Raw genomic sequence first — 23755 nt, 5'->3', positions numbered from 1 at the left:
GGCCCGCGCCCGGTGATGAACACTGGGCGCATGGAGTTCTTCTGCTTCCACCGCGACCGGCCCGGCTCCCTGACGCTGCGGCATGAGCTGCTGGAGGCGCACTGGTCCTACATGGACGGGTACGCGGAGGAGATGATCGCCCGCGGTCCCACCTTCTCCGGCGACGGCGAGGCTCCCACCGGCAGCGTGCACATCCTCGACCTGCCGGATGCCGCCGCGGCCCGCGCGTTCGCCTTCGACGAGCCCGGCCATCAGGCGGGTGTGTACCGGGACGTGATGCTGCGACGGTGGCGGAACCTGCTGGGGCGCACCATGTGGGACTTCCCCGGCGGGCCGACCGACGGCAACCGGTACCTCGTGCTCGGCCTGGGCTCCGGGCGGGCGGCCGACCTCGCCGTGCCGCCCGCCCAGGACGAGCTGATCGCGTACGGCCCCCTGCTCTCCGACGACGGCGCCGGCTGGCTGGGCACCGCGGCGCTGGTGCGGGCACCGGGCGCCGACGCGGCCCGGTCCTGCCTCACACCGGACCGGTACGCCCACATCGAGGTGCACGACTGGCAGTTCGGCGGGCGACCGTCCTGACCTCGGCAGGCGCCCGGCCGGCCACGTCTCAGTGCAGCCGGCCGAGTGCCTCCCGCACCCTGCGCGCGTCCCGCAGCCGCTGCTCATAGGTCGCGCCCAGCACGAGCAGCACCACACCGGCCAGGGCCGGAGGCACCCAGCGGGGCAGCGCGTCGACGGCCTGGGCGATGTACGGGGCGAGTTCGTGCAGCGCCACCAGCGCGAGCGCGCCCCCGCCGAGCAGCAGCGGCGCCTGGAGCCGGTGCCGGGCACCCGCCAGCGTCACCGCAAGGGAGGCCGCGCCGAGCAGGAGCGGGCGCGTCCAGTGCGGGTCGCCCCAGGTCGCGAGCAGGCTCGGCACCAGAGCGACGGCCAGTCCGGCGCCGTACGCCGTCCACGAGGAGACCGTCGGCTCGCGGCGCCGGCGCAGCAGGCCGACGACGAGCGCGGGCACGGCCACCGGGAGGGTGTAGGCCTCCGGCGTCGTGACGTCCCAGGCGGCCAGTCGGACCCAGGCCGCCAGCAGGAACATCGCGGCGGCCGCGTGACCGACCGGGCGCCGGTCGGAGCGCAGCGCGGTCCCGGCGGCGACGACCCCGCAGAGGGCCAGGACCAGGGCCAGCGTCGGCAGGTCCGTCACGGCGAGCGAGAGCGCGAGTACCCCCGCGGCCGCACCGGCGCCCTCGACCGGGACGGTGGTCCGGGAGCCTCCGCCCAGTCGCGCGGCCACCAGGGCGGCGACGGCGGGCACGGCGACGACCAGCAGCGCCGTGCGGTGCGGCTGCCATCCGGCGGACGCGCCGACCGCGCACGCCAGCGCCGCGGCGTACCCGAGGGCGGCAGGGGCGGCGAGCGGACCGAGCGCCGGGCGGAACCCGGCCGCACCGAACAGGGCCGCCAGCGCCACGAGCACACCGAGCGTCGCCGGCTGGGAGGCCAGCGAGAGGAAGGCGAGGTGGACCGAGGTGACGAGGGCCAGCAGGAGGGCCGTCAGCGGCAACGGCGACGCCTCGGCGGCGGGACGCCGTGCCCACTCGGCGTACCCCAGGGCGGCCAGGACCACTGCCCCCTGAGCCACCAGACCCGCCTCGTAGGGCAGTTGGAGCACCACCGGCAGCACGAACACGGCCGCCCACCCCAGGACGAGCGCGCCCACCGCGGTCGCCGGGCGCTGGATGGCGCGCCGCTCGGCCACCACGAGCACAACGGCGAGGGCGGCGAGCACGAGCGGCACGGTGGTCGCGTACGGGGGCCAGGGCATGTGAGTGAACACGGCGTCCCGCGCGTCCCCGGGCGCACCGGACCACGGCCGCTCGGCCCCCGCGACCGGACCGAGAAGGGTCCCGGCGCACAGCGGGAGGGCCCACAGTACGGCGTACCCCTGGACGGTCACCGAGGCCCACACCAGCCCCTGACGAAGCGGCCGGGGGAGCGGTGTGCGGACGACCGCGAGCAGGGCCAGCGCGCAGGCCAGGCACCCGGGCACCGTCCACTCACCGGGCACCGAGACCCGCAGCACCCCGCCCGCCCCGGCGACCACCCACAGCCCGGCGGCCAGTGCCGCGCCCAGCCCGACGTCCGCCCTCGGGGCGAACCCGCCGGCGAGCAGCGCGACCACCGCGGCGAAGACCAACAGCGCCGCCGCCCGCGCGGCCTCGCCCGGATCGGCCGCGGTCCAGCAGAGCCCGCCGGCCGCCAGGACACCGACGGCACCCGTACTCAGCGCCCCGACGACCGCGACGAGGCGCACCGGCACGAGGCCCGTCCGCAGGGCGAGCGCGGTGCCGCCCGAGGCGGTCACCAGCAGCACGGCCGTGAGCGTGTGCGCATTCGCGCCGACGGCGACCGCCCACAGCAGCAGGGGCAGGTGCGCGGTCCCCACGGCGAGGGGGAGCGGCAGCCGGAGCGTGAGGCGCACGCCCTTCGTCGCCGAGCCGTCCTCCGCCGCCACGGGGCGACCCGCGGCCGGCGGCGCGAGTGCGCCGGTCCCCACGCCGTAGGCGGCCCACGCCGCGGCCAGCACGGCGGAGGCGACAGCCGTGTACGCGAGACCGTCCGTGCCGCTGAACGCCACCTCGTACAGCGCGTACGCGTCCAGCGAGGTCAGCGCCAGCCCCAGCCCCGCCACGGCCTCGGCGGTCGACCGCAGCCCGCGCCGCAGCAACACCAGGGGCGCGCCCAGCGCCCCCAGGGTCAGCGCACCGAGCACCAGGCCCCGCCCGGTGATCCCCATGTGTCCCCAGCTGACCAGGGTGAACGCGATCGCGGCGATCGTCAGGAGGACTCCGCCGAGGACCAGCAGCACGTTCTGCACGCCGGGTCCCGTCGCCTCCGGCCTCGGGGGAGGGACGGCGCCGGGGCCGGCGGGACCCCATCCGGTCGGGGCGGCGGTCGCCCGCAGTGTGTGGATCAGCCACTCGCGGCGGCGCAGCAGGACGGCACGGCGGGCGTCGAGCTGCCGCAGCTCGGCGTCGAGGAACCGCAGTTCCTCGGCCGGGGGCGGAAGGTTCGTCATGCCTCGGAGTGTGGCCGCCGCCACGTGGCCGGACATGAGCGCGGATACTCAGTCCGTACTCAGGTGCCGACCGGTCCGGACCTCCGCATCACCGGCGCTCTCCTGGGCACCCGGCAACCGTCGGGTTCACGAGCCGGAGGAGAGACCATGCCGCAGACATCCGAGGGACAGCGCCGCAGCCGCTACTGCAAGGCATGTGGCACGCCCGCCGGGGACGGCACACTGTGCGAGCACTGCGGGTCCGTCCTGGAGACGCCCGACGGCGAGGGGCTGACGGAGGACCAGGGTGCGGCCGTCCGGAGGGACTTCGAGGAACGGCGCCCATAGCGCGCCGAGTGCCGGGTACACGGTGCCGCATGGCAACGAGCACCGATTCCCCCGCACCCCTGTCGGCCGTGCGCCGGCTGCGCCAGCTCCGCCGCACCCGGGCCTCCTACCTGGTAGGTCTCGCCCTGTGGGCGGTGTCCACCGCCTGGACCGGGTGGGAATCGCCCGGCAGCCGGCAGATGTGGGTGTCCGTACTCCTTCTGTCGGTCTTCGCGGCCCTGCTGCTCATGACCTCGCTGTGGACCCGCCGTCTGGAGAAGTCGCGTCCGGCCGCGCCGGCACACCACGCGGCACCGCGACAGGCGGTCGTTCCGCACCACGCCGGCACCTGAGACGACGGCGCTCGTACCGCCGCGAGGACAGGCGTCCGTCCTGCCGTCGGCGTCCGTCGTGACGAGGAGCGTCCGTCCCGCCGTCGGTGTCAGTCGTGCGGTGGGCCGGACGCCGGACTGTCGTCCGTCTCGATCCGCTCCGCCCCGCGCATGCCCGGCAGGGTCCGGTGCCCGCCGGGGCAGTGGCGCTCGTCGTCGGGCGGAGCCACGACCAGGATCTCGTCGGCGTCACTCCAGACTCGCCGCTCAGACTTGTGGGGCGCCAGCCGGACGTCGGCGGGGCGGCCCGGCGCGTGCGGGCGGTACCCGATGGCGCACTCTCCGCGCCCGAGCGCGGCGGCCACCACCGTGGCGAAGGACGCTTCTCGACCCGCCAGCACATAGCGGGAGGCGGGGTGCAGGGCCAGCGCGCCGCCCCTGGAGGCGAACAGCTCCTCGAACAGGGAGGCCAGGGCCGGCGTGTGGGAGATCCGCGTCATGACCAGGGCGGTGAGTTCCGCGCGCACCACGGCGGCCGACCGCGGGCCGAGGGGTGCCAGCGCCCGGGTGCGGTGGTCACTCAGCTCGGCGACCACGGGCAGCGGCCGCCCCGCGGACTCCTCGCACGACCGCAGGGTCAGCAACGTCAGCAGGGTCTGGTCGTCCGGCCCGAAGGAGACGGTCCCCTCGTCGGGCCCCAGGACGATCACACAGTCGTAGCCGAAGAGGTCGAGCCCCGCCGCCTGCTCGGGCAGAGCCGACTCACCGGTGCGGTGGGTGACGGTCAGCCGTCCGCCGCTCACGCGACTCACGAGGCGGGATGCCGTCGGCGCCGCCCGTGGCGCGGTCATGATGTCGAGGACGGAACCGGCGCGTGCCGTGCGGCTGAGCAGGTCCGTGACCAGCGGAGCCCGGCTGTTCCACCCCAGCAGCAGGAAGCGTGCCGGCGGACCGGGTGGCGCGACGGCCGGGGCCATCACGTCGGGGTCGACGTGTGCCTCCCCCGCCGTCGGGCTTTCGGGCCGCTCGTCCGGGGCGACGACGATCAGGCGGTCGCCCGGACCGCACCGGGTACGCGCCGCCGGGGTGAGCAGGGCCCGTCCGTCCGGCAGCAGGAAGCCGACGGGGCACGCTCTCGTGTACCGCAGAGCCAGCTCCCCGAACTCCAGCCCCGCGGCCTCCGGTTCGTCGACCACGTGGAACTCCGCCCCCGCCAGGTCGAGGAGGTCTCGCAGTGTGGCCACCAGCCCGGGGGTGCGGGCGGCCTGCACGAGCAGCCGCGCCGTCGTGGCCTCCGTCTCGAGCACGGTTCCCCGCGCGCCGGCGGCGAGCCGGGCGGCCGTCAGGTGGCGCTCGTGGCGCACCGCGGCGACCACCGGCGGGCCCGCCTGCTCGCCGAGCAGCGCCCGCAGCGCCAGCAGGATCCGGATCACCTCGAGGTCGGCGTTGTCGTCGTCGGACGGCATCACCAGCACGGAATCCGCCGCCGACGGTGTGAGCAGGGCGAGCGCGTCGGGATCGGACGGTGAGCCGGAACGGCAGATGATCCGGACGCCGCTCGTCGCACCGAGCGCGGTGTGCAGCGCGGCCGCCATCTCGGTGGAATCCCGGTCCGCGAGGACGGCGACGACGCCTCTCTGCCGGGCGGACTGGGCCGCGACCAGCTCACCGACCACCGTGAACACCTGGTCGGACCAGCCGAGTACCACCGCGTGCCCGCGCTCCAGCACCGTGGAGCGCCCTCGCCGCAACTCCTCCAGCCGGTCACCCAGCCCGGTCGTGACGACGCCGACCAGGGTCGACACACACAGCAGCGCGATCAGCCCGAGCACCACGGACAGGAGCATCCGCAGCGGTGCGCCCGTGACCCCGCCCAGGCGCAGGGTCTCGGCGCTCGTGCGCCACACCGCGACCAGCCGCTCGGAGAGCGAACGCGGCGCCTGGGGGTCCGTCCAGACCAGCAGCGTGCTGACCGGAACCACGACCGCCAGGCAGCACACGGCGAGCCAGCCGAGCAGGGTCCCGGTGCTCCGCGCCAATGTCCGGTCGAACGCGTAACGCGCCCGGTCCCGGTACGAAGCCGGTCGATGCCGCCGCTCCACAGCCACCTCCTGCCAACCCGCCCGGCGTCCGCCGTCAGCGGCAGAGTGCTGGCAGCGACCTCCGCGACACACCGTGCCAGCTGGATATTCACCCTTACGGGAGCCCGCTGAACCGGCGGGAGCGGGTGCCCGCGCCGTCGAGGGCCCGTCGCAACGGGCAACGCCGGGGGAGCTATTGGTCCGGACCATGGCACTCGCGGCCGGTCCGGCCGGGCAGAGTGCGGGCGTCTGCTTGCTGTACTTCGAGTAACAAGATCATTCTTGGTCCCGCGTCCCAGCCCCCCAGTGACAGGAACCCCGATGACTCCGCCGCACGACCGCCTCGAGCAGGCACGCCAGGACTACGAACGGCACCTGCGCAGCTGCCGTCAGTGCGAGGCGGACGGCGCGCGGTGCCCTGCTGCCAAACACCTGAGACGCCTCTACAACAACCAGCTCAGAGCGGGCTGACGAGCGCGCCGCGACACGCGGTCAGACGGTGGTGGTGACGCGGTCCCGGCCGTTTCCGGCGGGTGGCTGCGCGGCCAGGGACTGCTCCAGGGTGTCGAGCGCCTGGCGCATGCCGGCGATGCGCTCGGCGAGAACCGCGGGGTCCGGCGCGGGAGGGCTCACCACGGCGGCCCGGGCCCCGAGTTCACCGTCGCCCCTCGGGCGCCGGGCGTCGTCGAGCGCCGCGGTGTCCAGCTCGCGCGCCTCGTCGAGGCTGTTGAGGACGACGCCGATGAGGACGTTGACCAGGACGAAGGACGCGAGCATGACGTAGGAGCCGTAGTACAGGATGCTCAACCGGGAGATGGACAGACCGGAGTACACGGCGTCCTGCAGGCCCTCCAGCGTCATGAGCAGGAACAGGGTGAGCATGGCCCGGCCGAGCGAGCCGTAGTGGGCGGGGTCGCTGGAGCCGAAGCAGAGCCAGCCGATCATCGCGTAGACGTAGAGGATGACGGCGCCGACGAAGAGGAAGCTCACGGTGCCGGGCAGGCTGCGCGACACGGCCAGGAACAGGACGCGCAACTGGGGCAGGAACCTGGCCGTGCGCAGTACCCGTACCAGGCGCAGCAGCCGGAGCACGGTGGCGTTCTCCCGCACCAGGGGGATGTAGGCCGAGGCGACGACCACCAGGTCGAACACGTTCCATCCGTCACGCCAGAACTTCCCGGGCCGGTCGGCGTGCGCGGCCACCCGCAGCAGCATCTCCACGGTGAAGAAGGCCAGACAGCCGTGCTCGGCCCAGCGCAACCGGCCCATGTGGTCGGCGGCGAAGCCGTGGTAGGTCTCCGCGCCCAGCAGGGCGGCGTTGAGCAGGATCACGGCGAGGACGGCCAGGGAGAAGAGGCGGGCCTCGGTCACGGCGCGGCAGGAAGCCGCGAGCCGGGCCCGGACGGGAGCCGGGGCGGTGGTCATGAGGATCTCCGATGCGGGACTGAGTCGGGCACCCGCCACGGAGCGTGCGCTGCGACCCCCGGGCGGCAGGAGCGGCTGCCCCCTCGCGCCTAACGCGTGAGACGCCCTCAGGCTGCGGCGCGAGGGGCAAATGACCACGGGATTCATCCACTTCGGCGAAGGCCCGCTCCCGCAGGCCCGCGCGCCGCTGGTCAGGGCCGGCCGAGGGCCTCGGTCATCCAGGGCTGGAACGGCAGGTGTCCGTCGACGATCTCCCAGTCGTTCACGGTCCAGACGAGACGCCAGTACCGCTCCACGAGCGGGTCGTGTCCCGCCTCGAACTCCCGGGCCATCCACTCCCGCAGCGCCGGGCCCGCCGGGCGGCCGAGTACCGCGGCGAAACGTGCGACCACGGAGCCGACGACGGGGGCCGCCTCGGCACTGTCCGGCTCGATGCCCGCACCCCGCGCGGCGGCGACGGCCTCCCTGGTGAAGGACACCAGCTCGGCCGCCTTCTCGGACTCCACCCGCGGCAGGGCCGCTTCGTCGGAGGCGGCGAACGCCCCGTTCGCCAGGCGGGTACGGAACCCGTCGTCGGCCATGAGCTCGGCGATCTCCACCCACGCGGCCAGTTGGGCGTCGGACGGGTCGTCGGGCAGCACGGGCAGCGCGGTGCCCAGTACCGCCGCCGCAGCACGGGCCTGTGGTGTGCCGGGGGCGAGACCGGCGACGAAGTCGGCGACCAGGCGCTTCCGTTCCTCGGCGGTGAGGTGGGTGAGGCGGTGCATGAGAACTGTCTCCTCGGGGCTGGAACCACGCTCGGCGACGAGCCGCAGAATGCTCTGACGCAGGCGCAGCGTGCGGATCCGCAGTGCGGTGGCCTCCCTCTGCGCCGCCGCGACCTCCGCGACGGAGAGGTCCTCGTCGAGGACGCGGCGGATGGTGGGGAGATCGACGTCCAGGTCCCGCAGGACGCAGATCAGGCGCAGCCGCCCGACGGACGCGTCGCCGTACCGGCGGTAGCCCGCCGGGGTGCGATGAGCCGGGGGCAGCAGTCCGGTGTCCGAGTAGAACCTGACCGTCCGCACCGGAACGCCGGTACGGACGGACAGGTCACCGATCGAGTGCGGGAGCGTCGCGCCGTTCATGACGCCCACTCTCCAGTCTCCAGCCACTGGAGGGTCAAGCCTCAGGGGCCGGCTTCGATCCTCAGGTCACCCGTGGTCACCCTGCGGATGTGGTCACTGGCGAGCATGTCGTGCGGGAAACCCAGCTCGATCCGGCCGGCCTCGTCGAGACGGGCCAGCTGGGAGGCGGTCAAGTCGACCTCCAGCGCACCGAGGTTGCCTTCCAGCTGCTCGGGGGTGCGGGCGCCGATGATCCGCGGCGCCACAGCTGGCCCGGCTGGTCGCGGACCTGTCGCCCCTGCCGGCCATGCTGACGAACCACCGCTACGACATCCTGGCCTGGAACGGCGCCATGGCGAGGCTGCTGCTGGACTTCGGCACCCTGCCGCCGGCGCGCCGCAACGCGATGTGGCTGTGCCTGCGGCATCCGCGGATCAGCGCGTTCTACGCCGACCGCGAACGCGTCGTGCGCGAGGGCGTCGCCCACCTGCGTGCCGCGTGGGCCGCGCACCCCGAGGACGCGGCGCTGACCGACCTCATCACCGGGTTCGTCACCCATGACGAGGAATTCGCGCGCCTGTGGGCCGAGGGCGACGTCAAGGTGAACGGCCGGGGGCAGAAGGTGATGCGGCATCCGGACGCCGGTGAGATCGCCCTGCACTTCGAGGTGCTCATGCCACTTCAGGACACGGACCAGCTGCTGATGATCTGCCGCGCCGCCGACGACGCGAGCCGGTCGGCGCTGGACCGCTTGCGGTAGTCCGGCCACCGGCGGCGGGCCCGGCCGGTCGCGGGGGCGAACGGCCGTACGCGCCCGCGTGGCGCCGTGTCCGGGGACGCCACGCGGGCGAGCATGTGCTGACCCACCCCTCTCCCCGCACCGAGGCGATGCGATGGCCGACCACACCAACCCCGTCCCCGCACAGGGGGCCGCGTCGTGGATGTCGCGGCACCGGCAGGAGCGGTGGCTCTTCCGGGGCATCTACGGCCTGGTGCTCGCCAGCGCCCTGGTGGCCGCGCTGGACGTTCCGGGCGAGGCGGCGGAACCCGGCCAGGACGCGCTGTGGGTGCTGCTCACCGCGCTGGCGGCGGGCGCGGCCCACGGGTACGCGCATGTCATCGCCCAGCGTGCGGCCGTCGCGGGAGCGGCCGGATCCAGCAGGCTGCGAGCGGTGCTCGCCGAGTGGCCGCTGGTCGCGGCGGTGCTCCCCACCGTCTGCCTGCTGCTCGGCGCGGAGGCGCAGTGGTGGACGGAGCAGACGGCCGCCGATGTGGCCCTGCTGTTCAACACCGTGGCCCTGTTCGCCCTGGGGACGTGGGCGGCCCGCGCCGCCGGGCTCAGCCGGCTGTCCTCCCTGCGGTCGGGAGCACTGGACATGCTGATCGGCCTCCTGATCATCGCCGCGGACGCGCTGATCGAGTGACGGCGGCGGACCAGGTACTGCTCCCCGGCACCGCTCCCCGGTACTGCGCGGCCGCTCGGCGGAACGCCGCCGCGCTCCGACGGGCCCCACGGGCACGCCCTGCCGCATCCTCGTCCGCGGGCCGGTCGGGGTAGTTGCGTGGAGCACATCCGGCACGTCACCCGCCCGATGTTGTGTACATTCTGTAAGGGCGGGCGCAGTCGTCGTGGGAGAGACGGCTCCGGGTGTGCTGGACCCCGTACTCGGAGCCATGATCCCGTGTTTGACGGGACGGAAGGTGGAGGCAGGGTGGCGGCGCCACAGTCATGGGCCGGGGGGATGCCCGCGTCCGCGAGGACCTCCGCCGCGGAGGCCTGGCAGTGGCGGGAACCGTCGGTGCTCCTGATCGAGGACGACCCGGGCGACGCCCTGCTCGTCGAGGAACTCGTCGCCGACAGCGCGTTGAAGATGCGCCTGCGCTGGGCCCGGTCCATGGCCGAGGCCCGCGAGGTGCTGCTGGTGGAGGCGCCGGACTGCGTGCTCCTCGACCTCCACCTGCCGGACGCCCACGGGCTCGAGGCCGTGTCCCAGGTGCACGCCCTGGCCGAGCAGGTCGCCGTCGTGGTGCTCACCGGTCTGGCCGAGGACGAGACCGGCCTCGCCGCCCTCATGGCGGGTGCCCAGGACTACCTGGTCAAGGGCCGCGTCGAGCCGGAACTGTTCGGCAGGGCCGTGCGGTATGCCATGCAGCGCAAGGAGGCCGAGCAGGCCGCGGCGGCTCTGCAGGCCAGCCAGATGCACGCCCGGGAGAACGCCCGGCTGGAGAGGGGGCTGCTGCCCCGCCCGTTGCTGCACGGCACCGGCGTGGACGTCGTGGCCCGCTACCGGCCGGGCCGCGCCCAGGCGCTGCTCGGCGGCGACTTCTACGACATCGTCCAGAGCCCCGACAAAACCGTGCACGCCGTCATCGGTGACGTCTCCGGGCACGGCCCCGACGAGGCCGCCCTGGGCGTCGCGCTGCGCATAGCCTGGCGCACCCTGGTGCTCAGCGGTGTCACCGGGCCCGAGCAGATCCGCCGCCTGGAGGAGATCCTGGTGGCCGAACGAGCCCGCACCGAAGTGTTCGCCACGCTGACCAGCCTCATCCTTCCGCCGGGCGCACCCTGCGCACGGATGGTGCGGGCCGGCCACCCCGGCCTGCTGCTGCGCACCGACGACGGCGACGTGCGGTGGGTCGAGGTCGCGGGGGGACCGGCCCTGGGCGTGGTGCCGGGCCTGGCCCACTGGCCCGTCCAGGAACTGCCCCTCCCCCCGGGCGCGGCACTGGTGCTCTTCACCGACGGACTCTTCGAGGGATACGTCGGCCAGGGCAGGGAGCGCCTCGGTGAGGAAGGGCTGCTCCGACTCGCGAAGGAGGCGGCCCGGCTGGCCCCGGAGCCGTTCGTCGACGGTCTGATCGGCCGGGCCGAGGACCTCGCCGAGGAGCAGGGCGGCCTCGCCGACGACGTGGCCGTGCTGCACCTGCGCTGGAACGAGCGGCAGGAGAACGAGAACAAGGGTGGAGACGTAAGCAGTGGCTGACGAGACACGGGGGCCGCGGGGCGGCGGCCGGCTGACGGTGCAGGGCTGGTTCCAGCTCGTACTCGGCCTCATGGTCCTCATCGTGGTGGTGGGCACCGTGGTCGGTGCCCGGGTGCAGGAGCGCACCACGGACCTCACCGACCAGCTCACCGACCGAATCCAGCCCGCCCGCACCGAGGCATACCGGCTGCAAGCGGCCCTGGTCAATCAGGAGACGGGCGTACGCGGCTACGCCATCGCGGCCGACCGGCAGTTCCTCACCCCCTACGAGCAGGGCAGGAAGGACGAGGCCCGGGCCGCGGCCCGGCTGCGCACGCTCATCGGGGACCAGCCCGTGCTCCTGGCGGACCTGCAGAAGGTCCAGCGGCAGGCGGCCGAGTGGCGACGCGTCTACGCCACCCCCCTCGTGGACGGCGTCACGCCCGGTGAACCCAGGACCGTCGACCAGACGACCGCCGGGCGGGGCAAGAAGGTCTTCGACGCGATGCGCGCCGGCTGGAACCAGCAGAACCGCGACCTCGCCGACGCCGTCGAGGACGGCAAGGCCGACCTGGCCGACGCCCGCACGCTGCGCAACCTGACCTTCGGCGTCATGGTGGCGGCCTTCCTGCTGGCCGGTGCGGCACTGGCGATCGTGGTGCGCCTGCTGGTGGCGCGTCCCCTCCAGAGGCTGCGCGAGGCCTCGCGGAAGGTGGCGGGCGGTGAGTTCGAGCACTCCATCCCCGCCGAAGGCCCGGCCGACCTCACGGCCGTGGCACGGGACGTCGAGGACATGCGGCAGCGGATCGTGGCCGAACTCGATGCGTCCCAACGGCAGCAGGGCGTCCTGAGCCGCCAGGCCGCCGACCTGGACGAACAGGCCGTCGAACTCCGCCGCTCGAACGCCGACCTGGAGCAGTTCGCCTACGTCGCCTCCCACGACCTCCAGGAGCCCCTGCGCAAGGTGGCCTCCTTCTGCCAGCTGCTGGAGAAGCGGTACGGCGACCAACTCGACGACCGGGGCCTGCAGTACATCGACTTCGCCGTCGACGGCGCCAAGCGCATGCAGGTCCTCATCAACGACCTGCTCACCTTCTCCCGGGTGGGCCGGGTCAACGACGCCGCTGTGGAGTGCGGCCTCGACGAGTTCCTGTCCAAGGCCCTGACCAATCTCGACACGGTCGTCACCGAGACCGGGGCGCAGGTCGAACGTCCCGAGGAACTGCCCCGGGTCGTCGGCGACCCGACCCTGCTGGTCATGCTCTGGCAGAACCTGCTCGGCAACGCCGTCAAGTTCCGCGACCCCGACCGCGCCCCACGGATCCGCATCACCTGCGACGAGGACCCCGACACCCCCGGGGCCCGGCGGTTCTGTGTCACCGACAACGGCATCGGCATCCCGCAGGAGTTCGCCGAGAAGGTGTTCGTCATCTTCCAGCGGCTGCACAGCCGCGACTCGTACGGTGGCACGGGCATCGGCCTGGCGCTGTGCAAGAAGATCGTCGAACATCACGGCGGGCGCATCTGGATCGACACCGCCCACACGGGCGGTACCCGCTTCTGCTTCACTCTGCCGTGCGTCGGTGGCGACACCGGCGACATCGACTCCCGCACCGAGGAAAAGGCCCTGGCATGACGACACCCGCCACCCCCATCGACGTCCTCCTCGTCGAGGACGACCCGGGCGACGAGCTGATGACGCGCGAGGCGTTCGAGGACAACAAGATCGGCAACACCCTGCACGTGGTCCGGGACGGCGAGGAGGCGCTCGACTTCCTCTACCGTCGCGCCGGCCACGCCGAGGCCCCTCGCCCGGACCTGATCCTGCTCGACCTCAACCTGCCCAAGTACGACGGCCGGCAGGTCCTGGAGAAGATCAAGTCCGATCCCGAGCTGAGCGACATCCCGGTCGTCGTCCTCACCACGTCGGCGGCCGAGGAGGACATCCTGCGCAGCTACAAGCTGCACGCCAACGCCTACGTCACCAAGCCGGTCGACCTGGACCAGTTCATCGCCGCGGTCCGCCAGATCGACGACTTCTTCGTCCAGGTGGTACGCCTGCCCCGACGCGGCTTCTGAACGAGCGGGCGGAGTCGGCCTCCTTACGGGCCGTCCGCGCCGAACAGGGCGTTCGCGAGCGGGTCCGCACCCAGGAACGCCTTCAGTTCGGCGCGGTCGGGTGCGGTGGCCGGGCCCCGGCGGCCCACCGCGAAGGCGGCCGCCGCGTTGGCGCCGCGTGCGGCTGTCAGCGGGTCGTGGCCTTGTGCGAGCAGGGCCAGGAACGAACCGACGTGGGCGTCTCCCGCCCCGTTGCTGTCGACCGCGTCGACGGGGAATCCCGGCACGTGGACCGGTTCCCGGCCGGGCAGAGTCAGCCGGCAGCCGTCCTTGTCGGCCCGCACGAGCACGCCCGCCGTCGGGGCCAGGCGCTCCCGCAGGGATGCCACCGCGGCCCCCGGATCCTCGTGTCCGGAGAGCAGGCGGGCCTCTCGCGCGTTGAGGCTGAGCCAGTCCGTGCGGGCGAGGACGGGCCCTAGGACGGCCTCGGGAATGTCGGCCACCAGGGGCGCCGGGTCGAGGCAGAGCGTGATGCCCGCCGGGAGCCCGGACGCGAAGGCGGACAGCAGGGGGCCGTTGGCCGGCAGCACCAGACCGTAGCCGGAGAGCTGCACCAGGTCCCCGGGGCGCAGTCGCCCCGCGACGGCCTCGATGTCCGAGGGCCGCAGCGTGGCCTCGACACCGAAGCTGGTGACGAAGGTGCGTTCGCCGCCGCCGTCGATCAGGGCGACGGTGAAGCCGGTGTCGGCCTCCGTGCGGGCGGGCAGCAGGGTGCCGATGTCCTCGGCGGTGAGCGCCTCGCGTACGAGATCGCCGTACGGGCCGGTGCCGTGCAGCCCGGCGAACACCGCCTGCGTGCCGAGCCGACGGGCCGCGACCAGAGTGTTGAATCCGCCGCCGACGGTCGTCCCGCTGCGCGTGCCGATGACGTCCCCGCCGCGTTCCGGCAGCGCGGGCACCTCGATCACGAGGTCGGCGATCACATTCCCGGCGAGGACGAGACGGCCGGTCATCGTCCGGCCTCCTGGAGAGCGGAGGGCAGGGTCGGGTCCCCGCTGCCCGGGGCGGAGCGGGTGCCGCTGCCGAACAGCGCGTACACGGCGGCGCCGACCGCCATGGCGATCGCCCAGCCGAGCCCGTTCTGGCCGAACCAGGTGTCGGAGAGCGGACCCGCGAACCAGACGTCCGCCTCACTGGTCGCGGCCTTGGTGAAGAGCAGGCCGGCCACGATGGCGGCGACCCAGCCCAGGACGGCGGGCAGCCGGAAGCCGCCCGAGTACCAGTAACGGCTGGTCGATGTGGTGTCCATCAACGCCTCAGGATCGTAGGCGCGCCCGCGCAGCGAGTCGACCGCGATCACTCCGATCCAGGCCGAGATGGGGACGGCGAGCAAGGTCAGGAACGTCGAGAAGGGCCCGTAGAAGTCGTCGGCGATCAGCATGAAGTAGATGCCGCCGGCGAACATCAGCACCACGTCGAGGGCGACGGCGGCGGCCCGCGGAACCCGGAGCCCCAGGGTGATCATCGTCAGCCCGGCGGAGTAGGTGGAGAGGTGGTTCGACATCAGCAGCCCGCCGAAGGCCGCGACGAGATAGGGGATCGCCATCCAGGAGGGCAGCATCGCGTTGATCGCCGCCACCGGGTCGGCGGAGGTGGCGAGCGTGGGATCGCCCGCCGAGAGCAGCGAACCGAGGGAGATCAGCAGGACCAGGGGGATGCCCGCGCCGAAGGCGGAGGCCCCGATGAGCCGCCGGCCGGGGACGGACCGGGGGAGGTAACGGGCGTAGTCGGCACCGGCGTTGGCCCAGCCGATGCCGGTACCCGCGGCGATGAAGCCGATCCCCGCGATCACACCGCTGGCCGGGCCCGCCGGGGTGCCGAGGACCTCGGACCAGTCGACGGTGGCTACCAGGAAGCCCATCACGACCAGGTTGAGCGCGCCGAAGACGACCGTGGCCCACTTGTTGATCCACATGATGGTGGCATGGCCCAGGCCGCTGATCAGCAGCGTGCAACTGATGAAGACCAGCAGGCAGACCAGCGTCAGCACGGTGTTCCGGCCCACCCCGAAGGCGGTGTGCAGCATGGCCAGCAGCGCGTACGCCGCGGTCGTGGTGGTGATGGTCTCCCAGCCGACCCGGCTGAGCCACGTGATGAGGGTCGGACCGGCGTTGCCCCGCTGTCCGAAGACCGCCCGGGAGAGGGTGAGCGCGGGCGCCCCGCCCTTCTTGCCGGCCAGACTCAGGGCTCCCACCAGCGCGAAGGAGCCGAAGGAACCGACGGCGGCGACGAGGGCCGCCTGCCAGATGTTCAGGCCGCGGAAGGCGACGAGAGTCGCGCCGAGAGGGAGCCCGAGGATACTGATGTTCGCCGCGAACCAGGTCCAGAACATCTGACCGGCCTGGCCGTGCCGCTCGTGGTCGGGGACCGGCTCGATCCCACGGGTCTCAATGGTGCCGACGCGATCGTTCGTCTTCGAAGCGGTCATGACGGAACCTCCTTGCTGGTGCGGAGGGGCGGGGCGTGCTCGGCGGCTCAGCGGAGTGCGAGCAGCCGTGTGGTCAGGGGTTCGAGTTCCAGGGAGTTGACGGACCGCAGCGTGTCCACGGCCTCGGCGGGCAGCCCGGAGAGCCCGGCGACGGACCCGGCGACGGCACCGGCGATCGCGCCGATGGTGTCACTGTCTCCGCCGAGGTTGGCGGCGAGCAGGGCGGCCTGCCAGGGATCTCCGTCGGCCACCGCCAGGACCGCGAACGCGGCGGGCACCGACTCCTGGCTCGCGACGCTGGTGCCGACGAGCGCGACGATCCGGTCCAGCGCCTCGGCCTCCGGGAGATCCTGTACGAGATCCCGCGCCCAGGTGATCCGGGTGGCGATGTCCGCCCCGGCGACCCAGTGGCCGCGCCGTGCACCGGCCCGGGCCGCGACCACCGCGGCGGCGACGGCGTCGTCCAGCGAGCCGCCCCCGACACCCGTGCTGACGGCGGCGGCGACGGCGGCCGCGCCCGCGATGCCGAGACCCGTGTCATGGGTGACCTGGCAGGACTCCACGACATGGTCCAGGAAGAGGTCCAGCGGCTGGACGTCGAAGGCGATGCCGACCGGGGTGACGCGCATGGCCGCGCCGTTCGTCGTGCCGTTCCTGCCTGCCTCCCGCGCCGGGACACCGCCGGCCACCGCGTCCAGGGCGGCCTTGGTGGAGGGGCCGAGGAGGTCGAAGGAGCCCTTGGCCTTCATCTCCTTCTCCCAGTCGAGCAGGTCGTGGGCCAGGCGCAGGGGGTCGATCCGGCCGCGTCCCTCGGCGATGAGGCGGCCGACGATGACGGCCTGGTCGGTGTCGTCGGTGACGGAGCCGGCCGGCATGCCGGCGCTGACCGGATTGCCGGGGAGCGCGGGCCGGAAGCCGGTGAGCCTGCCGTAGACCCGGACGACCTCCTCCCGGGACATCACCTGTGTGGGCATGCCGAGGGCGTCGCCGAGGGCGAGCCCGTAGTAGGCGCCGAGGGCGCGGTCGAGTCGGTCGGTCACGGTCGGCCTCCCTGGCCCGAGCGCACGTGCAGTTCGAACTTGGCGGGATCCAGCAGGCTGGTGACCTGCTCGACGACCGAGCCGTCGCCCGCCCGGTACACCTGGGTGAGCCGCAGGAAGGACTCGCCGGGCGAACGGTGCAGCAGAGCCGCGTCCGCCGTGTCGAGCCCGCGCACCGACACCACACCCTCGCCGGAGACGGTGACCCGGCCCGCGGCGACCAGTGCCCGGCTCAGCGAGCCGTCGACGAGGCCGCGTTCGGGCAGCCCGGCCAGGTCTCCCGTGGCCGGGACCCTGCTGCGCTCCAGCGACACGCCCCGTCCGTCGGCGAGACGTCTCACCCGGTCCAGCGCGATGAACGTACGCGAATCCATTCCGAGTTCGGCGGCCAACTCGCGGTCGTCGACCTCCTCGAAGCGCAGCGTCTCCGAGGTGAGTTCCGTGCCCTGCTCGGCGAGGGCCTTGGTCCAGCCGAGCCGGTTGTCGATCGGCGTCCCCTCGAAGGTGACGAAGGAGCCGATTCCGGCATGCGTGGCGATGAGCCCTTCCTCCCCGAGTGCTTGCAGCGCCTGCCGCAGAGTGGTGCGACTGACGCCGAAGCGCTGGGTGAGCGCGTGCTCCCCGGGGAGCCTGCTGCCGTCGGAGTGGACTCCGGCCCTGATCTCGTCGGAGAGAACACGGACGATGCGATGGTGTTTGTGTACCTGTCCAGGCATGTCCAAACGGTAAATGAACAAGTCTGGTCAGGTCTATAGCCGGCCGAGGTTTTCCCGAATCGTGTGATCACGCGGAGCCGGGCGTGCTAGATTCCCCACCTGAACATGGTTCCCATTATCGAAAGAAAGCGTAGGTAGGCCACGTGCCTCCGCCCTCGACATCCATACCGACGGCGCGCGCCGACGCGTTCACCGCGGCCGAGGCGCCCGCACCCGCCACGGGAGGCGGCGGCCGGCTCGCCTCCCGCACGGGACTGCTGCTGGCCTGCGGCGCGTTGACCGCCCTCCTGCTCGCTTCGGTCGTCGTGGCCATCGGCCTGGGACCCGCGGTCATCACCCCGGGGGAGACCGCCCGCCACCTGTGGGCGGCGCTCAGCGGCGGGGTCATCGGCCAGGACGAGGTGACGACGTACCAGATCGTCTGGCAGATCCGCACCCCGCGCGTCCTGCTGGCGGCCCTGGTCGGAGCCGGGCTCAGCGCGGTCGGCGTGGCGATCCAGGCCATGGTGCGCAACGCGTTGGCCGACCCCTTCGTCCTCGGCGTCTCGTCGGGCGCCTCCGTCGGCGCCGTCGCCGTCACGGTCACGGGCGGGCTCGCGGCCCTCGGCGTCTACGCCGTCTCCGCCGGAGCCTTCGTCGGCGCGCTCGCAGCCTCGCTGCTGGTGTACGCCGCGTCCGCCAGCCGGGGCGCGCTCTCCCCGCTGCGACTCGTCCTGACCGGCGTGGCCATGTCGCTCGGTTTCCAGGCCGTGATGAGCCTGATCGTCTACTTCGCGCCGGACAGTGAGGCGACCAGCATGGTCCTGTACTGGACCATGGGCAGCTTCGGCGCCGCGACCTGGGGCTCGCTGCCCGTCGTGGCGGTGGTGGTCACGGCCGGGATCCTGGTCCTCCACCGGTACGGGCGGGTGATGGACGTGCTCGCCCTCGGCGACGAGACCGCGGCGAGCCTGGGCATCGGTCCCGACCGGCACCGCAAGGGGCTGCTGGTACTCGTCTCCCTCGTCACCGGTGTCATGGTCGCCGTCAGCGGTGCCATCGCCTTCATCGGACTCGTCATGCCGCACGTGGTGCGCATGCTCGTCGGCGCCACCCACGCCCGCGTCCTCGCCGTGGCACCGCTGGCCGGAGCGATCTTCATGGTGTGGGTCGACCTGGCCGCCCGGACCGTGGTGGCCCCCCGGGAGCTGCCGCTCGGCGTCATCACCGCACTCGTGGGCGTGCCCGTCTTCATCGCCCTGATGCGCCGCAAGGGCTATACGTTCGGGGGGCGTTGACATGGATCTGAGGCTCGACGGACTCTCCGTCGTGACCGACGGCAAGAGCCTCCTGCGCGGCCTGTCCCTGGACGTGCCGGACGGGCAGGTCGTGGGCCTGGTCGGCCCGAACGGCAGTGGCAAGTCCACCGCGCTGCGGTGCGTGTACCGAGCCCTGCGTCCCAGCTCCGGAACCGTCTGGGTGGGCGAGCGGGACCTGGCGCGGCTGCCGCTCCGCCAGAGCGCGCGGACCATCGCGGCGATGACCCAGGACGGCGCCGTCGACTTCGACTTCACGGTCGAGGAGGTCGTCGCACTCGGTCGCGCGCCCCATCTCCGGGGGAACCAGGCGCTCAGTGGCCGGGAGCGCGAACTGTGCGAGCGCGCGATGCACCAGCTCGACATCGGTCACCTCGCACACCGGGGGGTCCTGACCCTTTCGGGCGGCGAGCGCCAGCGCGTCCTGCTGGCCCGCGCCCTCGTCCAGGAGCCGAGCATCCTGGTCCTGGACGAACCGACCAACCACCTCGACGTCCGCCACCAGGTCGAGTTGCTCTCGCTGCTGCGCGGGTCCGGCCTCACCGTCCTCGTCGTCCTGCACGACCTGAACCTGGCCGCGGCGGCCTGCGACCGCCTCGGCGTGCTGTCGCGGGGCCGCCTCGTCGCCTCGGGCCCGCCCGCGGACGTCCTCACGACCGAACTGGTCGGCGACGTCTTCGGCGTGACGGCCAGCGTCGTCCCGCACCCGCTCACGGGCGGTCCCCAACTCCTCTACTCGCTCGGCTCATCCCGGTGAAAGGCGCCTCACGACATGCGTAGAACCCCCTTCCCCGTCCCGGCACGGCAGCGTGCGGCTCTCGGATCCGCCCTGGCGGCGGCGCTCGTGCTCAGCGGCTGCGGCGCCGAGGTCGAACCGGACGCCAAGACGTCCGCCGAGGTCACCGTCAAGCGCTGCGGTGAGCCGGTGAAGTACAAGGTTCCCGAGCGGGCCGTCGCCTACGAAGCCGGCAGCGCGGACAAGCTGTTCGCCCTCGGCCTGACCGATCACGTGCACGGCTACGTGATGCCGCCGGCCAACCCGCCGGTGACCGAGTCCCCGTATGCGTCCGAGTACGCCAAGGTGAAGATGCTCAGCGACGACCTGCTCAACAAGGAGGTCGTCGTCGAGGCCAAGTCCGACTTCGTCGTCGCGGGCTGGAACTCCGGTTTCAAGGACGAGCGGGGCATCACGCCGGCGATCCTGGACAAGCTCGGCATCCAGAGCTTCATGCACACCGAGAGCTGCTTCAACTACCCCGGGTATCCGGAGAAGGTCACCCCCTTCGAGGCCCTCTACACCGACCTCGAACGGCTGGGCCGGATCTTCCGGGCCGAGGAGAAGGCCAAGACGGTGGTCGACGGTCTCAAGGAGCGCGTCGGGGCCGTCGAGGCCAAGGCTCCGGCGGGTGACCCGGTTCCGGTCTTCCTCTACGACTCCGGAACCGACCAGCCGTTCACCGCGGGCAATCAGGTCCCGCCCAACGACATCATCAAGTCGGCGGGCGGCAGGAACGTCTTCGACGGACTCGACGAGCGCTGGACCCAGGTCAACTGGGAGTCGGTCGCCGCATCGGAGCCGGAGGTCGTCGTCATCCTCGACTACGGCGACCTGCCCGCGGAGAAGAAGATCGACTTCCTGAAGAAGTCTCCCCACACCAAGGGACTCCCCGCCGTGCGGAAGAACAACTTCTTCGTCCTCGACTACAACGAGGGCATCAGCGGGCCCCGCAACATCGACGGTCTGGAGAAGTTCGGCGCGTACCTGCGCCGGCTCGCGGACTGACCGGGCGATGCCGTACGGCACCGGCGAGGTGCCGTACGGCGGTAGTGCGTCGGTCAGTCGCGCACCAGGACGGGCATTCGCGCCGGAGCCTCGGACGGCGAGGCTGCCGCGTTGCCGAAGTTGCCCTCGACCTCGGACTTCTCCGCCGCGTTCGGGTACGGGTTGGTGCAGGCGACGCCCGCCGTGGAGCCCGACATCAGGCTGGAGCACGGCCCGGGCTTGCGGTCCGGCAGACCCAGGATGTGGCCGAGTTCGTGGGACGAGATGCGCACCGTGTTGTAGCCCTGGTCCACCGCCTGGCGCCCTATGTAGACGGTGCCGTTGCCCAGTGAGGTGGTGTAGGCGCGCGGCCAGCCGTTGTCGGCCAGGATGCGGATGTTGGCCCGCTGCCCGGACGCGGCCGGGCGCATCTCCACGCCCTCGACACTCTCGTTCCATATCGCCGCGCCCCGGTCGACGGCCGACCGGAACTCCGCGGAACCGCTGGCGTCGTAGGTGAGTACCGTGGCCGCGGCCAGGGACCGCGCGGTGCCGCTCGGGGAGTCGGCGGCCACGGCCTGGCCGCTCAGCAGGGGCATGGACATCAGCAGGGCTGCGGCGATACCGCCGGTCAGCGTACGGACGTGCATGTTCGACCTCCTTGTGGGGGTAGGAGTCGTGCTCATGACATCACCTGCGTCCCTGCCCGCTCGCCCCGGTGGCCAATCCGCTATTCCGCCCGGCGTCGAACAACTGCGCTGATAGCGTGGTGCCTTGAGCGAAGGGGAGTAGGCAGCACGTGACTTCGACTGAGTCTCTGATCGGCGGGGATCTGCGCGTACGGCGGCTCGGATTCGGGGCCATGCACCTGCCGACGGACCCGGACCTGGCCCGCAAGAACTCTCTCGCGGTCGCCCGGCGGGCCGTCGAGCTGGGCGTCAACCTGATCGACACCGCGTACATGTACGGCGGCGGAGCCAACGAGGAACTCCTGGCGGAGGCCCTCCACCCCTATTCCGATGAGCTGCTGATCACCACCAAGGTCGGCGTCGCCCGATCGGGTCCCGATGACGAGTGGAGGCTCGACGGCCGGCCGGCGGTCCTGCGCGACCAGGTCGAGCAAGCTCTGCGCCGACTGCGCGTCGAGCGGATCGAGCTGCTCCAGCTCCACCGGATCGACCGCGAGACCCCGCTCGCCGACCAGGTCGGCACGCTCCGGGAGCTGCGGGACGAGGGGAAGATCGGCCGGATCGGACTGTCCGAGGTCACCGTGGGCGAACTCGACCAGGCGCGGCGGATCGTCGAGATCGCGAGCGTGCAGAACCGCTACAACCTGCTCGATCGCGAGCACGAGCCGGTGCTGGCGGCCTGTGAGGCGGCGGGGATCGCGTTCCTGCCCTGGCGCCCTGTCGCCTGGGGAGAGTCGGGACAGCGGGCCGAGGTCGCCGCCGTGGCTGCCGAAGTCGACGCCACCCCCACACAGCTTGCCCTGGCTTGGCTCCTGGGCCACTCGCCGGTCGTCCTCCCGATCCCGGGAACCGCCCGGATCGACCACCTGGAGGAGAACCTCGCCGCCGAGAACCTCCACCTGTCCCAGGCTCATCGCGACCGCCTCGACCGCCTCGACCGCCTCGGAGACGCCGGGAGCCAGGGAACGACCCGGTAGCGCCACCGGTTTGGAAGCCGAGTGACAGAAGTGGCGTGCGTTGGTCTAGGCCTGAGCGCTCCGGGGTCGTAGGGTCGGCGGTGGCCGGCGGCACGACCTTCCCCCCACCCGAGTTGCGAGCCGGCTCGGACGACGCCCCACGACCGCGACCCGAGCAGCCGGGTGAACTCCCCCCACTCACCGCCTCCGGGAGGCCATGGTGAAAGTTCGCACCAGATTGTCGGCGATCATCGGCACGCTCGGTCTCGTCGGATCCCTGGCCCTGGCCACGGCGTACGCCGACGAGCCCGCCACCGACGCGAGCGCGGCCCAGGTCGCGCTGACGGAGGTGGCCCAGGCCACGAACCCGACCGCCGGTGCCGCGGGACCCGGCGACACGGTCTGGATCGCCGAACGCGCGGGAACGGTCCGGGTCCTGAACGACGGCGGACTCGGCGAACCCGTCCTCGACATCTCCGACGAGACGACCACCGACGGCGAACGCGGTCTGCTCGGCGTGACGTTCGACAAGGACTTCGCGCACTTCTACATCTCCTACACCGACCTCCAGGGCACCAGCACCATCGACGAGTTCGCCGTCCAGGACGGGACGATCCAGGAGGACACCCGGCGCACCGTCCTGACCCAGGAGCAGCCCGAGTCGAACCACAACGGCGGCGACATCACGTTCGGTCCCGACGGCTACCTCTACATCGCGTTCGGCGACGGGGGAGGCGGCGGCGACCCCGACGGCAACGGGCAGAAGCTCGACACCCTGCTCGGCAAACTGCTCCGGATCGACCCGCGGGGCGGCACCCCGTACGCCGTCCCGGAGGACAACCCGTTCGTCGGCGACCCGAACGCCAGGGGCGAGATCTGGTCGTACGGGCTGCGCAACCCGTGGCGGTTCTCCTTCGACGCCGGCTCCGGCGACCTGCTGATCGCCGACGTCGGCCAGAGCGCATGGGAGGAGATCGACTGGGCGCCCGCGGACAGCAAGGGCGGCGAGAACTACGGCTGGGCGCAGATGGAGGGCACCCACCCCTTCCGCGGCGGCACCGAGCCCGCGAACCACGTCCCGCCGATCCACGAGTACGACCGCAACGGCCTCGGCTGCTCGGTCACCGGCGGCTACGTCTACCGCGGCCAGGCCATCGCCGACCTCGAAGGCCAGTACGTCTACAGCGACTACTGCGACGGCACCCTGCGCTCCCTGGAGATCGACAACGGCAAGGTGACCGCCGAGCACGACCTCGGTGTGAACGGCGGAGAGGTCGTCTCCTTCGCCCAGGACACCGACGGCGAGCTGTACGCCCTGGCCATCGGCGGCACGGTCTGGCGGGTCGACCCGGCGTGACATGAGGGAATGACGGAGCCCCGGAAGGGCCGCACTTCGCAAGGGTAGGGTGGGCGGGTGACCCTCATCGTGCGGCCCGACCGCGTCGTCCGACGCCCCCGTTGA

General features: G+C 72.6%; 24 protein-coding genes. 14 read left to right on the top strand and 10 right to left on the bottom strand.

The window, feature by feature from the left end:
- Window positions 1-30: 30 nt before the first annotated feature.
- Window positions 31-582: a YciI family protein gene (locus DMH12_RS05025; RefSeq protein WP_125490309.1), complete on the top strand. Its 552-nt coding sequence runs from the start codon at window positions 31-33 to the stop codon at window positions 580-582.
- A gap of 28 nt (window positions 583-610) precedes the next feature.
- Here the strand turns inward: DMH12_RS05025 and DMH12_RS05020 are convergent, their stop codons facing one another.
- Window positions 611-3076 carry an SCO7613 C-terminal domain-containing membrane protein gene (locus DMH12_RS05020; protein ID WP_125490308.1) on the bottom strand — a complete coding sequence of 822 codons (2466 nt, stop codon included), beginning with the start codon at window positions 3074-3076 and terminating at the stop codon, window positions 611-613.
- A gap of 147 nt (window positions 3077-3223) precedes the next feature.
- Here DMH12_RS05020 and DMH12_RS05015 point away from each other — a divergent pair, with 147 nt between their 5' ends.
- Together DMH12_RS05015 and DMH12_RS05010 are read left to right on the top strand one after the other, a co-directional pair.
- Window positions 3224-3403, top strand: a complete 180-nt coding sequence (locus DMH12_RS05015) for a hypothetical protein (RefSeq protein WP_125490307.1) — start codon at window positions 3224-3226, stop codon at window positions 3401-3403.
- Window positions 3404-3432: 29 nt separating this feature from the next.
- Window positions 3433-3735, top strand: coding sequence for a hypothetical protein (locus DMH12_RS05010; protein WP_125490306.1), 303 nt, complete (start codon window positions 3433-3435; stop codon window positions 3733-3735).
- Between the two features lie 89 nt (window positions 3736-3824).
- On the opposite strand, the gene DMH12_RS05005 is transcribed toward DMH12_RS05010, so the two are convergent.
- Window positions 3825-5753: a CASTOR/POLLUX-related putative ion channel gene (locus DMH12_RS05005; protein ID WP_260474069.1), complete on the bottom strand. Its 1929-nt coding sequence runs from the start codon at window positions 5751-5753 to the stop codon at window positions 3825-3827.
- A gap of 363 nt (window positions 5754-6116) precedes the next feature.
- Here DMH12_RS05005 and DMH12_RS38945 point away from each other — a divergent pair, with 363 nt between their 5' ends.
- Window positions 6117-6266 carry a hypothetical protein gene (locus DMH12_RS38945; RefSeq protein WP_185832151.1) on the top strand — a complete coding sequence of 50 codons (150 nt, stop codon included), beginning with the start codon at window positions 6117-6119 and terminating at the stop codon, window positions 6264-6266.
- A gap of 21 nt (window positions 6267-6287) precedes the next feature.
- On the opposite strand, the gene DMH12_RS05000 is transcribed toward DMH12_RS38945, so the two are convergent.
- The 3 genes from DMH12_RS05000 to DMH12_RS04990 all read right to left on the bottom strand — a co-directional run bounded on the left by DMH12_RS05000 (window position 6288) and on the right by DMH12_RS04990 (window position 8592).
- Window positions 6288-7220 (bottom strand): ion transporter, encoded by a 933-nt coding sequence (locus DMH12_RS05000; RefSeq protein WP_125490304.1) that lies wholly within the window; start codon window positions 7218-7220, stop codon window positions 6288-6290.
- Between the two features lie 191 nt (window positions 7221-7411).
- The gene (locus DMH12_RS04995; protein ID WP_125490303.1) at window positions 7412-8347 is read right to left on the bottom strand and encodes a MerR family transcriptional regulator; all 936 of its coding nucleotides are present in this window, start codon (window positions 8345-8347) and stop codon (window positions 7412-7414) included.
- Window positions 8348-8388: 41 nt separating this feature from the next.
- On the bottom strand, window positions 8389-8592 hold the full coding sequence (locus DMH12_RS04990; RefSeq protein ID WP_260474068.1) for a hypothetical protein: 204 nt from the start codon (window positions 8590-8592) through the stop codon (window positions 8389-8391).
- A gap of 41 nt (window positions 8593-8633) precedes the next feature.
- Here DMH12_RS04990 and DMH12_RS04985 point away from each other — a divergent pair, with 41 nt between their 5' ends.
- From DMH12_RS04985 to DMH12_RS04965, 5 genes are all read left to right on the top strand, one after another.
- A complete protein-coding gene (locus DMH12_RS04985; RefSeq protein ID WP_185832150.1) occupies window positions 8634-9086 on the top strand; it encodes a hypothetical protein in 453 nt (150 codons plus the stop codon).
- Window positions 9087-9219: 133 nt separating this feature from the next.
- Entirely contained in the window at window positions 9220-9750 is a 531-nt protein-coding gene (locus DMH12_RS04980; protein WP_125490302.1) for a hypothetical protein, read from the top strand.
- Between the two features lie 318 nt (window positions 9751-10068).
- Window positions 10069-11310, top strand: a complete 1242-nt coding sequence (locus DMH12_RS04975; RefSeq protein WP_125490301.1) for a PP2C family protein-serine/threonine phosphatase — start codon at window positions 10069-10071, stop codon at window positions 11308-11310.
- 70 nt (window positions 11311-11380) lie between these two features.
- Window positions 11381-12925, top strand: a complete 1545-nt coding sequence (locus DMH12_RS04970) for an ATP-binding protein (protein ID WP_125490328.1) — start codon at window positions 11381-11383, stop codon at window positions 12923-12925.
- Window positions 12922-13368 (top strand): response regulator, encoded by a 447-nt coding sequence (locus DMH12_RS04965; protein ID WP_125490300.1) that lies wholly within the window; start codon window positions 12922-12924, stop codon window positions 13366-13368. The genes DMH12_RS04970 and DMH12_RS04965 overlap by 4 nt, the downstream gene beginning before the upstream one ends.
- A gap of 23 nt (window positions 13369-13391) precedes the next feature.
- On the opposite strand, the gene DMH12_RS04960 is transcribed toward DMH12_RS04965, so the two are convergent.
- From DMH12_RS04960 to DMH12_RS04945, 4 genes are read right to left on the bottom strand one after another with little or no spacing between them, the layout of a single operon-like run.
- A complete protein-coding gene (locus DMH12_RS04960) occupies window positions 13392-14360 on the bottom strand; it encodes a PfkB family carbohydrate kinase (protein ID WP_125490299.1) in 969 nt (322 codons plus the stop codon).
- Window positions 14357-15835, bottom strand: a complete 1479-nt coding sequence (locus DMH12_RS04955) for a cytosine permease (protein ID WP_125490298.1) — start codon at window positions 15833-15835, stop codon at window positions 14357-14359. Before DMH12_RS04955 ends, DMH12_RS04960 begins: the two co-directional genes overlap by 4 nt.
- A gap of 47 nt (window positions 15836-15882) precedes the next feature.
- Window positions 15883-16875, bottom strand: coding sequence for an ADP-ribosylglycohydrolase family protein (locus DMH12_RS04950; protein ID WP_125490297.1), 993 nt, complete (start codon window positions 16873-16875; stop codon window positions 15883-15885).
- Complete coding sequence (locus DMH12_RS04945; protein WP_125490296.1) at window positions 16872-17591, bottom strand: GntR family transcriptional regulator; 720 nt, start codon at window positions 17589-17591, stop codon at window positions 16872-16874. Before DMH12_RS04945 ends, DMH12_RS04950 begins: the two co-directional genes overlap by 4 nt.
- A gap of 254 nt (window positions 17592-17845) precedes the next feature.
- On the opposite strand from DMH12_RS04945, the gene DMH12_RS04940 reads away from it, so the two are divergent.
- The 3 genes from DMH12_RS04940 to DMH12_RS04930 are packed head-to-tail and all read left to right on the top strand — an operon-like array spanning window position 17846 to window position 20669.
- Complete coding sequence (locus DMH12_RS04940; RefSeq protein ID WP_399186638.1) at window positions 17846-18868, top strand: FecCD family ABC transporter permease; 1023 nt, start codon at window positions 17846-17848, stop codon at window positions 18866-18868.
- A 1-nt stretch (window position 18869) separates the two neighbouring features.
- Window positions 18870-19643, top strand: coding sequence for an ABC transporter ATP-binding protein (locus DMH12_RS04935; RefSeq protein ID WP_125490295.1), 774 nt, complete (start codon window positions 18870-18872; stop codon window positions 19641-19643).
- 15 nt (window positions 19644-19658) lie between these two features.
- Complete coding sequence (locus tag DMH12_RS04930; protein WP_125490294.1) at window positions 19659-20669, top strand: ABC transporter substrate-binding protein; 1011 nt, start codon at window positions 19659-19661, stop codon at window positions 20667-20669.
- A 53-nt stretch (window positions 20670-20722) separates the two neighbouring features.
- Here DMH12_RS04930 and DMH12_RS04925 read toward each other — a convergent pair whose 3' ends face one another.
- On the bottom strand, window positions 20723-21298 hold the full coding sequence (locus DMH12_RS04925) for a snapalysin family zinc-dependent metalloprotease (protein WP_125490293.1): 576 nt from the start codon (window positions 21296-21298) through the stop codon (window positions 20723-20725).
- Between the two features lie 149 nt (window positions 21299-21447).
- Between DMH12_RS04925 and DMH12_RS04920 the strand changes: the two genes are divergently transcribed.
- Together DMH12_RS04920 and DMH12_RS04915 are read left to right on the top strand one after the other, a co-directional pair.
- Entirely contained in the window at window positions 21448-22314 is an 867-nt protein-coding gene (locus DMH12_RS04920; RefSeq protein WP_125490292.1) for an aldo/keto reductase, read from the top strand.
- A gap of 199 nt (window positions 22315-22513) precedes the next feature.
- Window positions 22514-23650: a sorbosone dehydrogenase family protein gene (locus DMH12_RS04915; protein ID WP_185832152.1), complete on the top strand. Its 1137-nt coding sequence runs from the start codon at window positions 22514-22516 to the stop codon at window positions 23648-23650.
- Window positions 23651-23755: the final 105 nt, after the last annotated feature.

It is taken from the genome of Streptomyces sp. WAC 04229, assembly GCF_003947455.1.
Classification (GTDB): domain Bacteria; phylum Actinomycetota; class Actinomycetes; order Streptomycetales; family Streptomycetaceae; genus Streptomyces.
This window is presented reverse-complemented; position numbering and strand designations above follow the sequence as displayed.